We start from the raw sequence: 13545 nt of genomic DNA, 5'->3' as shown, positions 1-13545 counted from the left end.
ACCGTCGTGTGGATGGCCGCGCAGGCGCGCGCCCACATGAAGGCCAAGATCTTCTACGTCGACCCCGACTCCGCTGCCGTTGTCGCGTCGGCCGGCCGGAAACCTCCGGCAGTCCACTCGCTCCGCCCTCAAGGGTCGATCGGCCCCGGCCGGGGCCGGGTGGCCCCTGCAACCACCGCCGCCGCGCCCGCAGGCTGGAGGCGGAGTCCCCGTCCCAGGAGGTGGAGGCCATGCTCCTCGTCGTCGGCGTCGACGGCTCCGCGTCGAGTCTGAGGGCCGTGGACTGGGCGGCCGACACGGCCGCCCGGCGTGCGGCGTCGCTGCGGCTGGTGCACGCGTCCCTGTGGGAGCGCTACGAGGGCGCCTCGCTCGGCGTCGGCCCCGACCGGCCGTACGAGCAGGTGCTGGCCGAGGACATCGTCGAGACCGCCGAGCGGCGCGCCCGCGACCGGCAACCCGGCGTGCGCGTCACCACCGAGGTGCTGCCCGAGGAACCGGAGAGCGCACTGGTACGGGAGAGCCGCACCGCCCTCGCGGTGGTCCTGGGCAGCCGCGGCCGCAGCGGTCTGAGCGAGGCGCTCCTCGGCTCCGTCGGCGTGACGGTCGCCGGGCGTGCGCACTGCCCGGTGATCGTCCTGCGCGGCAGCCACGACAACCAGGCACGCTCCGGAGCACACGGTCGGATCGTGGTGGGCGTCGCCGACGAGCCGGCGGGCTCGGCGGCGGCCCTGCGCTTCGCGGCCGAGGAGGCCCGCCTGCGCGGGGTTCCCCTGGAGGCCGTACACGCAGGGCGCCACCGGGCCGTCGGCCATCTGCTGGGGAGCGGAGAGCCGGGCCGGCCACAGAAGGGGGACGTCGTACGGGCGCTGTCGGAGGTGCTGGGCGATGTCCCGGACGGCCTGGAGGTGCGGCAGCGCTCCGCCGCAGGCCGGCCCCGTGACGCTCTGCTGGCCGCCTCCTGCGAGGCCGACCTGCTGGTCGTCGGGGCCCGGCGCCGCCCGAGCCGCTTCGGACCCCACCTCGGCCGCGTCGCCCACGGGGTGCTGCACCACGCGGCATGCCCGGTGGCCGTGATACCGGAACTTTCCCGACATTGACCACACACTTGCCGACAACCGACGACGACTTCCGGAGTCCTCATGCCCCAGGCCGCCCACCCGGACGCCACCGCACTCACCGACGAGGAACTGCGCACCCTGGACGCGCACTGGCGCGCCGCCAACTACCTCGCCGCCGGCCAGATCTACCTCATGGCCAACCCACTGCTGACCGAGCCCCTGAAACCCGTGCACATCAAGCCCCGGCTGCTGGGCCACTGGGGCACCTCGCCCGGCCTGAACCTCGTCCACACCCACCTCAACCGGGTGATCAGGACACGCGGACTCGACGCCCTGTGCGTGTGGGGACCCGGGCACGGAGGACCGGCGGTCCTCGCCAACTCCTGGCTGGAGGGAAGCTACAGCGAGATCTACCCGGACGTGTCACGGGACGCGCCCGGCATGGAGCGGTTGTTCCGGCAGTTCTCCTTCCCCGGCGGAGTGCCCAGCCACGTGGCCCCCGAGACCCCCGGATCCATCCACGAGGGCGGCGAACTCGGGTACTCGCTCGCCCACGCCTACGGTGCGGCCTTCGACCACCCGGACCTGCTCGTGGCCTGCGTGATCGGCGACGGCGAGGCGGAGACCGGAGCGCTGGCCGCCTCCTGGCACTCCAACAAGTTCCTCGACCCGGTCCACGACGGCGCCGTGCTGCCGATCCTGCACCTCAACGGCTACAAGATCGCCAACCCGACCGTGCTGTCCCGGATCCCCGAGCCCGAACTCGACGCGCTGCTGCGCGGCTACGGGCACGAACCCCTCCTCGTCACCGGCGATGACCCGGCCACGGTGCACCGCGCCCTGGCCGCTGCCTTCGACGAGGCACTGGACCGCATCGCCCGGATCCAGCACACCGCCCGCCAGGAGGACGCCGCCGAACGGGCGCCCTGGCCCGTGATCGTGCTGCGTACGCCCAAGGGCTGGACCGGTCCGGCCGAAGTGGACGGCGAACCGGTCGAGGGCACCTGGCGTTCCCACCAGGTCCCGCTGCCGGGCGTCCGGGAGAACCCCGCGCATCTGCGGCAGTTGGAGGAGTGGTTGCGCTCGTACCGGCCCGAGGAACTGTTCGACCCCGACGGACGCCCCGTCGCGGACGTCCTCGCCTGCATCCCCGAGGGCCCGAAGCGGCTCGGCGCGACCCTTTACGCCAACGGCGGCCTTCTCGTGCGCGACCTGCCCCTGCCGGACCTCGACGGCCTCGCCGTACCCGTCGACAAGCCCGGCACCACCCTGCACGAACCCACCCGGGTCCTGGGCGCCCTGCTCGAACGGGTCATGCGGGACACCGGAGCCCGACGGGACTTCCGTCTCGTCGGACCCGACGAGACCGCCTCCAACCGCCTCCAAGCCGTCTTCGAGGCCGGCGGAAAAGCCTGGCAGGCCGAGACACTCCCGGTCGACGAACACCTGGACCGGCACGGCCGGGTGATGGAGATCCTCTCCGAACACCTCTGCCAGGGCTGGCTGGAGGGCTATCTGCTCACCGGCCGGCACGGACTGTTCTCCTGCTACGAGGCGTTCGTGCACATCGTCGACTCGATGGTCAACCAGCACATCAAGTGGCTGAAGACGTCCCGGCAACTGACCTGGCGCGCGCCCGTCGCCTCCCTCAACTACCTGCTGACCTCGCACGTGTGGCGCCAGGACCACAACGGCTTCTCGCACCAGGACCCCGGCTTCGTGGACCATGTCCTCAACAAGAGCCCCGAGGTGGTCCGTGTCTACCTGCCGCCGGACGCCAACACCCTGCTCTCCGTCGCCGATCACGTCCTGCGCAGCCGGGACCACGTCAACGTCGTCGTGGCCGGCAAACAGCCGTGCTTCGACTGGCTGTCCCTGGACCAGGCCCGCGTCCACTGCGCCCGCGGCGCCGGCATCTGGGAGTGGGCCGGCACCGAGAACGGCGGGGAACCCGATGTCGTCCTGGCCTGCGCGGGCGACGTGCCCACCCAGGAGGTACTGGCCGCCGCGCAGTTGCTGCGCCGGCACCTGCCCGGCCTGGCGGTGCGGGTGGTCAACGTGGTCGACATGACCCGGCTGATGCCGCACGAGGCCCATCCGCACGGGATGAGCGACCACGAGTACGACGGCCTGTTCACCGCCGACAAACCGGTGATCTTCGCCTACCACGGCTACCCGTGGTTGATCCACCGCCTCGCCTACCGCCGCACCGGACACAAGCACCTGCACGTGCGCGGTTACAAGGAGTCCGGCACCACGACCACACCGTTCGACATGGTCGTGCGCAACGACCTCGACCGGTACCGGCTCGTGATGGACGTGATCGACCGCGTGCCCGGCCTCGCGGTGCGCGCCGCCTCCGTACGGCAGGCGATGGCCGATGCCCGTACCCGCCACCACACCTGGATCCGCGAGCACGGCACCGACCTGCCGGAGGTCGCGGACTGGAGCTGGCACAGCTGACGGCGGACGGCTGATGGCGTACGCCGGCCGCGGTCAGCCGGGCCGACGCGGCAGACCGGAGCCGAACGAGGCCACCCGGTCTGCCGTCGATCACCACGACGAGCCGGATCGCCGGCACGATGCAGGCCCCTCGGCTCAGAAGGACTCGTGGGTCCCTGGCAGCCAGGTCCGCGGGAGCCCCGGCAGCACCTCGAAGACATTCCGCAGGCCGGCGGTCCGCAGCGTCCGCAGGAAGGCCGGGCTGTCGGCGACCAGCCGCAGCCGGCCCCGGCGGGCCAGTGCCCGGTTCCGTGTCCGGCACAGGACCCCGAGCCCGGCGCAGTCGATGAACACGACCGGCCGCAGGTCGAGCACCAGGTCGGGACGCGGGTGCGCGGTCAGCGCGTCGAGCCGTTGCGACAGCGCGGGCACGGTCAGCAGGTCGATCTCGCCGTGCAGCGGTACGAGGGTGGCCGCGCCGTGCAGCGGTATGGCGATGCCCGCGCCGTGCAGCGGTATGGCGGTGCCCGCGCCGTGCAGCGGTATGGCGGTGCCCGCGCCATGCAGCGGTGTGGCGGTCGCTTCGCCGGGCGTGTGGTCCGCGGGGAGCGGGACCGCTCCCGTGTGCTCCTCCGACATGTCAACAGCCAATCGATCTCGTGAGCGGTAGGGAAGGGCCGATCGGCCCCCGCCCAGGGGCCGTCCGGGGCACTGCGGGACGCCGTCAGCCGGCGATCCCCGCCGTGCCGCCCGAATCCGTGAGGAGGACCCCGGTGACCAGGTCGGGACGGATGCGTACCGCCTGGTCCATGCCCTGCTGCGGCGCCCAGGGATGCAGCAGCCCCCGGATACGGGCCAGTTCGCCGGGGTCGGTCACCAGCCGGGCGTAGCCCGTGACCACCACGCTCCAGCCCAGGTGGGTCACCGGATCGATGGCGTCCGCCTCGTAGGCGACGACGACACCGGCGCCGGCGGCCCGCTGGGCACGGGAGGTCAGGGCCGCGCCTTCGTGCGTGCGGATGACGATGTCGCCGCCGTCCAGGACGTGGTTGACCGGGCGGACGGTGGGCAGCGCCTGCAGGGTGAAGACGATCCTGCCCAGGGTCACGCTGCCCAGCAGCCGCAAGGCCTCGGCGCGTTCGAGGTCGATGCGCCGGGACGTCGGGCCGTGGTCACGGATCATGGCTGGCTTCTTCGCGGGTGCGTCGTTCTCGCCTCATCGGTCTCGCGGCTCCGTCGGAGCCGGGGCGAGTCGGGCGGAGCGACACCGCGGGGGATCGGTGCCGCTCCTGCCTTCACTCTCGCCCGGACACGGCTCCCCCTCCAGTGCCGATCGGGCCTCCTCAAGGGGCCGGACGTCCCTCGGCGACACCGCTCACCTGCCCTCGCCGGCGCGCTCCGGCCCCGGCGTACCGCCTCGGCCTGGGGACCGATACCGTGGCATATGACCCGGTCGGTGGGGGGCCGGGCCGGAGCGGACCTGGAGGAGTGTGGTGGCAGACCCGGGCGAGCCCCGCGTACGACTGCCGCACCTGAGGCTGGACGAGCTGCTGGAGGAGCTGCAGGCGCGGCTCGACGCGGCCCGGGGCACCCGGGACCGGGTGCACAGTCTGCTGGAGGCGGTGCTCTCCGTCGGCCGCGAGCTGGACCTGGAGCAGGTGCTGCGCTCCATCGTCGAGGCGGCCGCGGTCCTGGTGGACGCCGAGTACGCGGCCCTCGGCGTCATCGGACCGGACGGCAGGCGGCTGTCGGCCTTTCACACGGTGGGCGTCGACGAGGAGGAGATCGCCCGGATCGGTCCCTTCCCCGAGGGGCACGGCATCCTCGGCGAGCTGATCCGGCATCCGCAGCCGCTGCGGCTGGCGAAACTCTCCGACCACCCGGCCTCGTACGGCTTTCCGGCGGGCCACCCGTCGATGAACAGCTTCCTCGGCGTCCCGATCCGGGTGCGTGACCAGGTCTTCGGCAATCTGTACCTGACCCAGAAACGCGGGGAGGTGCAGTTCGACGAGGAGGACGAGTCGGTCCTGTCGACGCTGGCCGTGGCGGCCGGTGTGGCCATCGACAACGCCCGCCTGTACGAGGAGTCCCGGCTGCGCGAGCGCTGGTTGCGGGCGAACGCGGAGATCACGCACCGTCTGATGTCCGGCAGCGAACGGGCCGCGGCCCTCGGTCTGATCGCCGACCGGGCCCGGGAGATCACGGGTTCGGCCCTGGCGGCCGTCGCCATGCCCATGGAACACACCGATGCGCTCGCCGTGGAGATCGCCGTGGGCGTGGACGCCGAGGCACACCGCGGGCTGGTGCTGCCCCGGCACGGAACCCTGATGGGACTGGCCTTCTCCGCCGCAGCGCCGGTCAGCAGCGACGACGTCAACCAGGACGAACGGATCTCCCCCGAGCCGGCGCGGTTCCACGGCCTGGGTCCGGCCGTCGCCGTTCCCATCGGGACGAGCGAGGGCGGCGTGCGGGGCGTCGTCCTGCTCGCGCGCGAGACCGGCCGACCGGTGTTCGCGGGCTACGAGGCCGAGATGCTGCAGGGCTTCGCCGGGCAGGCCGCGATCGCCATGGAACTGGCGGAGCGCCGCGAGGACGCCGAGCGGATCGCCGTGCTCACGGACCGCGACCGGATCGCCCGGGACCTGCACGACCTGGCCATCCAGCGGCTGTTCGCCACCGGCATGACGCTGCAGAGCGCGGGCCGTTTCATCCAGCACCCCGAGGCCTCCGAGCGGGTGCTGCGGGCCGTCGACGACCTCGACGAGACCATCAAGATCATCCGCTCGACCATCTTCGGGCTGCGGGCGCGCGAGGGCACCGCCGCCGGCGGGCTGCGGGCCCAGGTGGTACGCGTGGCCGGCGAGGCCGCCCCGCTGCTCGGCTTCGCACCCAGCATGCGTATGGAAGGCCTGCTCGACACAGATGTGCCGCGGGAGATCGCAGACCATGTCGTGGCCGTGCTCTCCGAGGCCCTCACCAACGTCGCCCGGCACGCCCACGCCGACCGGGCCCAGGTGGTCCTGACCGCCGACGGCCACGACGTGACCCTGACGGTCTCGGACGACGGCAAGGGCATCCCGCCCGGCGGCCGCCGCAGCGGGCTGCGCAACATGGCCGAGCGGGCCGAGCAGCTGGGCGGCCGGCTCGAGGTGACCAGCGCCGACGGCGGCGGTACGACGCTGCGGTGGAGGGTGCCCCTGCCGCGGGCGTAGCCCCGGGAGGCCGGCGCCGGAAAGGCCCGCCGGAACGGCTCCGCGCAATGGGCGGGCCGCCACCGACGCGGCCGGTACGACCTCTTCGTACGGCCCGCTTCGGCGTCTTCTGATGGCTCTCTGCGGCATCGTCGGACGGCTCTCTGCGGCATACGGACGGCACCGAGCCGCATCGAGGTGCACGATGGTGGGGTGACGCTCGGCGGCCGGGTGTGCGACACCGCGCTCGTGCCGCTCGCCGCCCGCCCGGCACGAGCCCCGGCGGGCCCCGCGGACGTGTGGTACGCACGGACCGGTCCGCCCCCCGTCACCGGATCTCGATCCGGATCCGCCGGACGCCGAAGGGGCCCGCACGCCCCGACCGGCGGCCGTCGGCACGCGAGAGGAGGCGGCGACCGATGACGCGGACACCTCCCACGAGAGTGACTCGGATGCGGTGGTGGCGATGGCATCGCAACCCGCTCCGGCGGCACAGCGACGTCGTCGAGGCCTGGATCGTCCTCGCGACCTGGATCCTCGTCGTCCTCGGCGGCGCCGTCGCGGGCGCGGCGGCGGCCCTGTCCGTGGACTCGGCGTTCTCAGCGCGGCGCGCCCACGTCCACCCGGTGTCCGCCGTGCTGACCGACGACGCGGCCCGGACCCCGCCGACCGGCAGCGGCTACGACGACGGCCGGGTGTGGGCCACCGTGCGCTGGACGGCTCCGGACGGCTCGGTGCACACCGACCGGGCGAAGGTCTTCCCGGGTGCCCCGGCGGGCAGCGGGCTCAGGCTGTGGACCGACCGCGCGGACCGTGTCGTGGCCCCGCCGGTGAGCACGGCGGAGGCGGCACTCCAGTCGTCCCTGACCGGCGTCCTCGTCGCCTCGTCGACCGGCGCGGCCGTCTGGGCCGGGGGCTGGCTGGTCCGCTCCTGGCGCATGCGCCGGCGCTTGTCCGAATGGGACGAGGAGTGGAAGCGGATCGGCCCCGAGTGGCGGAACTTCAGCAGCGGGGGGACCTGAGGGGGGAGTGGCCGGCATCGCCCGGTGAAAGGGTCCTTGCGCGCCGGTGGCGGGAGCCGGGCGTGCGGTGGTGAGGGCCGTGCCTGGTGGCGGGGACCGGGCGTCCCGTGGTCAGGGCCGCTCCGCGCCCGGTGATCAGACGCGACCCCCGGTGATCAGGGCCGTCGGGCCCACCGCACGAGGCGCGTGTCCTGATGTCGGCGGCGTTCCAGACGTCAGCGGCTCGGCGTGGGCCGCGGGACCGCGCTCATTCCGGGCCACTGCCGTAGGGGCCGTAGAGATCGAGCAGCCGGACCCGCGAGGCGTGCAGCCGCTGCGCCACCACGCGCCCGATCCAGACCGCGACGGCCCGCCCGAACCCGGGGTCGGCGGCGCACATCGCCCGAACCGCCTCCGCGTCGAACTCCCAGGCCCGCAGCGGTGTGGTCGCCTCACCGCCCAGATGCCAGAGGTGGGGCGGGTAGTGCCAGGACCAGCCGACCAGCTCGCCGTGCCCGAGCGACTCGATGACGGCGGGACGGCGGCCGGGCACATGCAGGTCGAGGGCGACGGTGCCGGTCCGCACGATCCAGAAGCGGTCGGCGTGCCGGCCCTCCTCGAACAGCCGGGTGCCGCTCTCGAAGGAGACCTCGCGGGCGAGCCGCATCAGCTGTTCGCGGTGCTCGACGGGCAGGGCCGCGCTCATGGTGGTGACCGAGGTCATCGCTCCGGCTCCCTTCGCTCCCGATCCGCCAGCCCTCGTGGACAGGGGGCTCCTGATCCCAGCCTGTCCGCGTCCGCACCCGGTCACAACGGGCCGCTCGGCCCCACCCGGGACCCTTCGGCCCGGGGGAGGGGTACCGACAGGGGCGAGCAGCAGGCACCCGCGCCGTGCCGGCCGGGGGTACCGACAGGGGCGAGCAGCAGGCACCCGACCGGTGCCGGCCAGGTGTGCTGACATGAGCGAGTCGGACGCGCCCGGGCCGTCTCATCCGCGCAGGGCCTCGAACGCCTGCCGCGCGCCGATCCCGATCGCGAGGTCGATGTCCGGCGCGAGGCCGGCCCGCCGGTCCGCGCGGGTGAGCGCGGCCACGGCCACCCGGTCCCCGGACTCGGCCTCGACCACCCCGATCTCGTGCCGCAGATGGAGGAAGGTGCCCGTCTTGCCGCTCAACCGCACTGTGTCGGCGCGCAGCTCGCTCGCCAGCCGCTGGGTGAAGACCTGGAGGCCCATCAACCGGCGCAGCTCGGCGGTCGCTTGCGGGCGGGAGATCTCGTCTCCCCACACACGCTGCAACAGGTCCACCAGCGCGGCGGCCGAGCCGAGGTTGGCGTGCGCCGGATCCAGGGTCTCGATGGTGTGCCGGCCGGCCCGCTCGTCGCGGACGGCGAGTTCCAGGGCGAGCGAGAAGTCGTTTCCGGCGGCTCCGGCCGCGCATTCGTACATGTGGTTCATCCGGTGCCGGACCCGTATCCCCGCGCACCCCCACGCACGCAGGCGGGCGTCGACGTCCGCCACCGGCACGAGGTCGAACAGCGCGTCGGCGGAGGCGTTGTCGCTTACCGAGAGCATCAGGCAGAGCAGGTCGCCGACGGCCACGGTGGCCGGGTGCCGGAACGCCGCGAGGCCGGTGGGTCCGACGCTGCTCGTGGCCGGGTCGACCGTCACCGGGCGCGCCGGGTCGAGTTCCCCGGCGGCGATCCGGTCCAGTACGACGAGGGCGAGCGGTACCTTGACCACTGAGGCGAGGGGTATCAACTCATCGACGTCGAAGCCGAGTTGCTCGCCTGAGTCGAGGTGGCGGGCAAGGAACGAGCCGCGGATGCCGAGCGCGGCCCAGTCCGCCGCGATCGCCTCGGCGACGTCGAGCAGGGCGCCGTCCCCGGCCACGTGGACCGGGCGGTCGGCCGGTGCCGCGCTCATCCGCGTGCCGCCAGCCGTGCGGAGACGTGCTCGGGCGCGGACCCGGGCCGTTGCGCGTCGGGCACACCGGTTCTGGCCCCGGCCGCCGCCCCGAGCAGCGCGGCCAGCCAGTCGGGCACGTCCGCCGCCCCCCGCTGACGCCGGGTCCCCTGGACGTCGTACCCGCGGTGCAGCGTGGCATCGGCGAGCGGCGCCCACCTCGCCCCGTGCTGCAGCGCGAACGGCTCCGCACACAGCAGGACGGCCCCGCCGGCCAGGGTCTCGGCGAGGGCCGTGGCCGCGGGCCCGGCCGGCCGGACCAGGCTCTCCGGCAGCCCGGCGCGCGCGGCGGCTCGGACCAACCTGTCCTGTGCATACGGCACTTCGTCCTCCGCCAGGGTCAGGAGGGGCAGCACAGCAGGCAGTTCGCCGGTCGTGGCACGGGTCCTGCGGGGACGCAGGTCCTCCAGATGGATCGCGCGCCGAAGCCGGGCGGTCGCTCCGCCGGGCGTCGGCTCCAGGGCATCGGGCGGTGGAGCCGACGCCAGGCCGAGCGGTACCCGGACCGCGGCGTGCTCCGGGGGAACGCGGACCAGGGCGTACGTGAGCGAGCCGTCGGCGAGCCCGGCGACCCGCTCCTCCGGCCCCAGTTCGCGCACACCGAGCGTGATCCCGCGCTCGGTGCCCGCGCGGATGACCCGCGCCAGCGCCGCAGGGGCACAGCCCGCGGGCACCCCGACGGCACGCACCTGCGCCTGGCGGGCGGACCGGGCGGCCTGCCCGAGCCGCTGGGCCCGGTCGAGCACATCCCGCGCGTACGGAAGCAGGAGCATGCCCAGCTCTGTCGTCGTGACCTGCCGTCGCGAGCGGTCGAACAACAGGCCCCCGAAGTGGGCCTCCAGCGTTTTGATGCGGCGGCTGAGCAGCGGTTGGGCGATCCCGAGCCGGTCCGCCGCATGCGAGAAGCCCGACTCGTCGACGGTCGCGACGTACGCCTCCAGATGCGCGAGCAGATCCATCCCACCAGTCATATCAATAAGTTATGACGTGTTCAAAGTTCACTCTTGGACATGAGTGGTGTGCGGCTGTTTCGCTGGTCCCCGTCGAAGATCCATCCAACCGACGACGGACGACCTGGGAGAACTCTGCACATGACCAGTGCCAACCCGCTGCCGCGCCGCCGCCTGTTCAAGGCCGGTCTCGCCCTCACCACCGCCGCCGTGGTCGCGCCCGCCGCAGCGGCGCCGACCGCGTCCGCGGCCCCGGAGCCCGCAGGGGCCGATCCGCACACCGAGTTGAACGATCTGGAGCAGCGGTACGGTGCGCGGCTCGGCGTGTACGCCCGCAACCTGCGCACCGGGCGGGTCGTGGCGTACCGCGCGGGGGAGCGGTTCGCGATGTGCTCCACGTTCAAGGCGTTCGCGGCCGCTGCCGTGCTGCGCGAACACGGGCACTGCGCACCGCTGGACGCGGTGGTCCACTACCCGCCGAGGGACATCCTGTCGAACTCGGACAGGACCGAGGAGCACCTCGCCACCGGCATGTCGGTGGGCGACCTGTGCGCGGCCGCGATCCAGTACAGCGACAACACGGCGGGCAACCTCCTGCTGCGGCAGATCGGCGGGCCGGCCGGACTCACCGGGTTCTTCCGGTCGCTCGGCGACCAGGTGAGCCGGCTCGACCGCTGGGAGACCGAGCTGAACACCGCCCTCCCCGGCGACCTGCGCGACACCACGACCCCGGAGGCCATCGGCCGGAGCTTCGAACAGCTGACGCTGGGCCGGGCCCTGGGCACCGACGACCGTGAACAGCTCGTCACCTGGCTGAAGGGCAACACCACCAGCGCCGAACGCTTCGGCGACGGGCTGCCCGAGGGCTGGATCCTCGGCGACAAGACAGGGACCGGCGACTACGCCACCGCGAACGACATCGGCGTCGCCTGGACGACCCGGAAGACACCCCTCGTCCTGGCCGTGCTGTCCACCAAGGACGCGCAGAACGCGCCCGTGGACAACGCGTTGATCGCCGACACGGCCCGCGTTCTGGCCCGCGTCCTGGCCCCCGGCGAGTAGATCCCGGTGTTCAGATAACTGAATATCGATCAACCACGAGGCTATTGACGCGCACATGGCATCTCTCTACGGTGCGGAGAAAGCGCTTTCCACTGCTGTGACGCTCCTGATGTCCGGCAGTGCAGTTCACGCACCCGAACCACCGCATCGTCGTACCACGGAACGCCGGCACCGCACCCGCCCAGCCGAACCGACCCCTGGAGACAAGCCGATGCACCTGAGACCAGCCATCGCGTGCGCCAGCCTGATCGCCGGCACGCTCGCCGTGCTCTCCGGCACCACGGCGGAGGCCGCGAGCACCCTCCCCCACGCCCGACTCGGCTCGGGCGTGGGGACCCTCATCGAGGCCGAGAGTTCCTCCGCCGTCTGTACCGGCACCATCGACTCCGACTGGGCCGGCTACTCCGGCAGTGGTTTCTGCAACGGAACCAACGCGTCTGGCGCCTATGCCCAGTTCACCGTGAACGCCTCCGCCGCGGGCACGGCGACCCTGCAGGTCCGCTTCGCCAACGGAACCACCACCGCCCGGCCGGCCGACGTCACGGTGAACGGCTCGGCGGCCGGATCGGTGGCGTTCGAGGCCACCGGCGCGTGGGGGACATGGGTGACCAGGACGCTCACCGTGCCGGTCGCCGCGGGCAGCAACACCATCCGGATCAGCCCGACCTCCTCCGCGGGCCTGCCCAACATCGACTACATCGACGCCGAGGTCTCCGCCGCCCCGACGGGCACCGTGCTGTACGTGTCGCCGACCGGCAGCGACGGTGCGGCCGGCACGGAGTCGGCACCGACGACGCTCACCTCGGCGATCAGCCGCATCACGCCCGGCGGCACGATCTACCTGCGTGGCGGGACGTACGCCTACTCGTCGACGGTCACCATCCCGGCCGGCACCGACGGCACGTCCGGTGCCCGCACCACCCTGTCCGCCTATCCGGGCGAGACCCCGGTGCTGAACTTCTCGGCGCAGAGCGAGAGTTCGACGAACCGCGGGATCCAGCTCAACGCCTCCTACTGGCACCTGTACGGCCTCACCGTGGAGCACGCCGGCGACAACGGGATCTACGTCGGCGGCAGCAACAACGTCATCGAGCGCGCGGTGACGGCGTACAACCGCGACACGGGACTGCAGCTCGGCCGGATCTCCTCCAGCACCCCGAGCAGCCAGTGGCCGTCGAACAACCTGATCGTCAGCTCCGAGTCGCACGACAACGCCGACTCCGACGGCGAGGACGCCGACGGCTTCGCCGCGAAGCTCACCACCGGCACCGGGAACGTGTTCCGGTACGACGTCTCCCATCACAACATCGACGACGGCTGGGACCTCTACACCAAGACCGACACGGGCGCCATCGGGCCGGTGACCATCGAGAACTCCCTCTCCTACAACAACGGCACCCTCAGTGACGGCACCGTGAACGCCAACGGCGACCGCAACGGCTACAAGCTCGGCGGCGACGACATCGCGGTCAACCACGTCGTCCGGCACAGCATCGCCTACAAGAACGGCCATCACGGGTTCACCTACAACAGCAACCCCGGCACCATGGCGATCTCGAACAACGTCAGCGTCGACAACGCGGAGCGCAACTTCTCCTTCGACACGGGGACTTCGGTGTTCCGGACCAACACCTCGTGCCGGTTCTCCGTAACCGGTTCCAAGGACAAGACCATCGGTGACGCCGACAGCTCCAACCAGTTCTGGACCGGCTCGAACGGCTCCCGGTGCTCCGCCTACTCCGGCGCCCTGGCCTGGTCCTTCGCCTCGGACGGCCACCTCGTGGTGACCTTCGGCGGGAACGTCGTAACCCCCTAGGGTCTGTCTGTCCCCGCAGCCGCTCACCGCACGGGGCCGGTCTCGCGCACGCACTCGTGCGC

Annotated in this window: 11 protein-coding genes and 1 pseudogene; 7 read left to right on the top strand and 5 right to left on the bottom strand. The window is 72.6% G+C overall.

What is annotated here, in order from left to right:
* Positions 1-230: 230 nt before the first annotated feature.
* The gene (locus ABZ471_RS44730; RefSeq protein ID WP_359074907.1) at positions 231-1097 is read left to right on the top strand and encodes a universal stress protein; all 867 of its coding nucleotides are present in this window, start codon (positions 231-233) and stop codon (positions 1095-1097) included.
* 42 nt (positions 1098-1139) lie between these two features.
* A complete protein-coding gene (locus tag ABZ471_RS44725) occupies positions 1140-3521 on the top strand; it encodes a phosphoketolase family protein (RefSeq protein WP_359074906.1) in 2382 nt (793 codons plus the stop codon).
* A 135-nt stretch (positions 3522-3656) separates the two neighbouring features.
* Here ABZ471_RS44725 and ABZ471_RS44720 read toward each other — a convergent pair whose 3' ends face one another.
* Both ABZ471_RS44720 and ABZ471_RS44715 read right to left on the bottom strand, forming a co-directional pair.
* Entirely contained in the window at positions 3657-4139 is a 483-nt protein-coding gene (locus ABZ471_RS44720; protein WP_359074905.1) for an STAS domain-containing protein, read from the bottom strand.
* Positions 4140-4224: 85 nt separating this feature from the next.
* On the bottom strand, positions 4225-4683 hold the full coding sequence (locus tag ABZ471_RS44715) for a pyridoxamine 5'-phosphate oxidase family protein (RefSeq protein ID WP_359074904.1): 459 nt from the start codon (positions 4681-4683) through the stop codon (positions 4225-4227).
* Positions 4684-4993: 310 nt separating this feature from the next.
* Here ABZ471_RS44715 and ABZ471_RS44710 point away from each other — a divergent pair, with 310 nt between their 5' ends.
* The 3 genes and pseudogenes from ABZ471_RS44710 (at position 4994) to ABZ471_RS44700 (ending at position 7713) form a co-directional block, all read left to right on the top strand.
* The gene (locus ABZ471_RS44710) at positions 4994-6712 is read left to right on the top strand and encodes a GAF domain-containing sensor histidine kinase (protein WP_359074903.1); all 1719 of its coding nucleotides are present in this window, start codon (positions 4994-4996) and stop codon (positions 6710-6712) included.
* 168 nt (positions 6713-6880) lie between these two features.
* Positions 6881-7114: pseudogene (locus ABZ471_RS44705) on the top strand (hypothetical protein); the annotation flags it as partial.
* A 29-nt stretch (positions 7115-7143) separates the two neighbouring features.
* Positions 7144-7713, top strand: a complete 570-nt coding sequence (locus ABZ471_RS44700; protein WP_359074902.1) for a hypothetical protein — start codon at positions 7144-7146, stop codon at positions 7711-7713.
* Positions 7714-7960: 247 nt separating this feature from the next.
* On the opposite strand, the gene ABZ471_RS44695 is transcribed toward ABZ471_RS44700, so the two are convergent.
* From ABZ471_RS44695 to ABZ471_RS44685, 3 genes are all read right to left on the bottom strand, one after another.
* Entirely contained in the window at positions 7961-8416 is a 456-nt protein-coding gene (locus ABZ471_RS44695; RefSeq protein WP_359074901.1) for a cyclic nucleotide-binding domain-containing protein, read from the bottom strand.
* Positions 8417-8680: 264 nt separating this feature from the next.
* Positions 8681-9616, bottom strand: coding sequence for a serine hydrolase (locus tag ABZ471_RS44690; RefSeq protein WP_359074900.1), 936 nt, complete (start codon positions 9614-9616; stop codon positions 8681-8683).
* The gene (locus tag ABZ471_RS44685; RefSeq protein WP_359074899.1) at positions 9613-10626 is read right to left on the bottom strand and encodes a LysR family transcriptional regulator; all 1014 of its coding nucleotides are present in this window, start codon (positions 10624-10626) and stop codon (positions 9613-9615) included. The genes ABZ471_RS44690 and ABZ471_RS44685 overlap by 4 nt, the downstream gene beginning before the upstream one ends.
* A 120-nt stretch (positions 10627-10746) precedes the next feature.
* Between ABZ471_RS44685 and bla the strand changes: the two genes are divergently transcribed.
* Complete coding sequence (bla, locus tag ABZ471_RS44680; protein WP_359074898.1) at positions 10747-11667, top strand: class A beta-lactamase; 921 nt, start codon at positions 10747-10749, stop codon at positions 11665-11667.
* A 211-nt stretch (positions 11668-11878) separates the two neighbouring features.
* A complete protein-coding gene (locus ABZ471_RS44675) occupies positions 11879-13483 on the top strand; it encodes a carbohydrate-binding protein (protein ID WP_359074897.1) in 1605 nt (534 codons plus the stop codon).
* Positions 13484-13545: the final 62 nt, after the last annotated feature.

Origin of the sequence: Streptomyces sp. NPDC005728 (assembly GCF_040630895.1) — a bacterium.
In the GTDB taxonomy this organism is placed as follows: Bacteria; Actinomycetota; Actinomycetes; order Streptomycetales; family Streptomycetaceae; genus Streptomyces.
The sequence above is the reverse complement of the archived record's forward strand: the minus strand, read 5'-3'. Positions and strand labels throughout refer to the sequence as shown.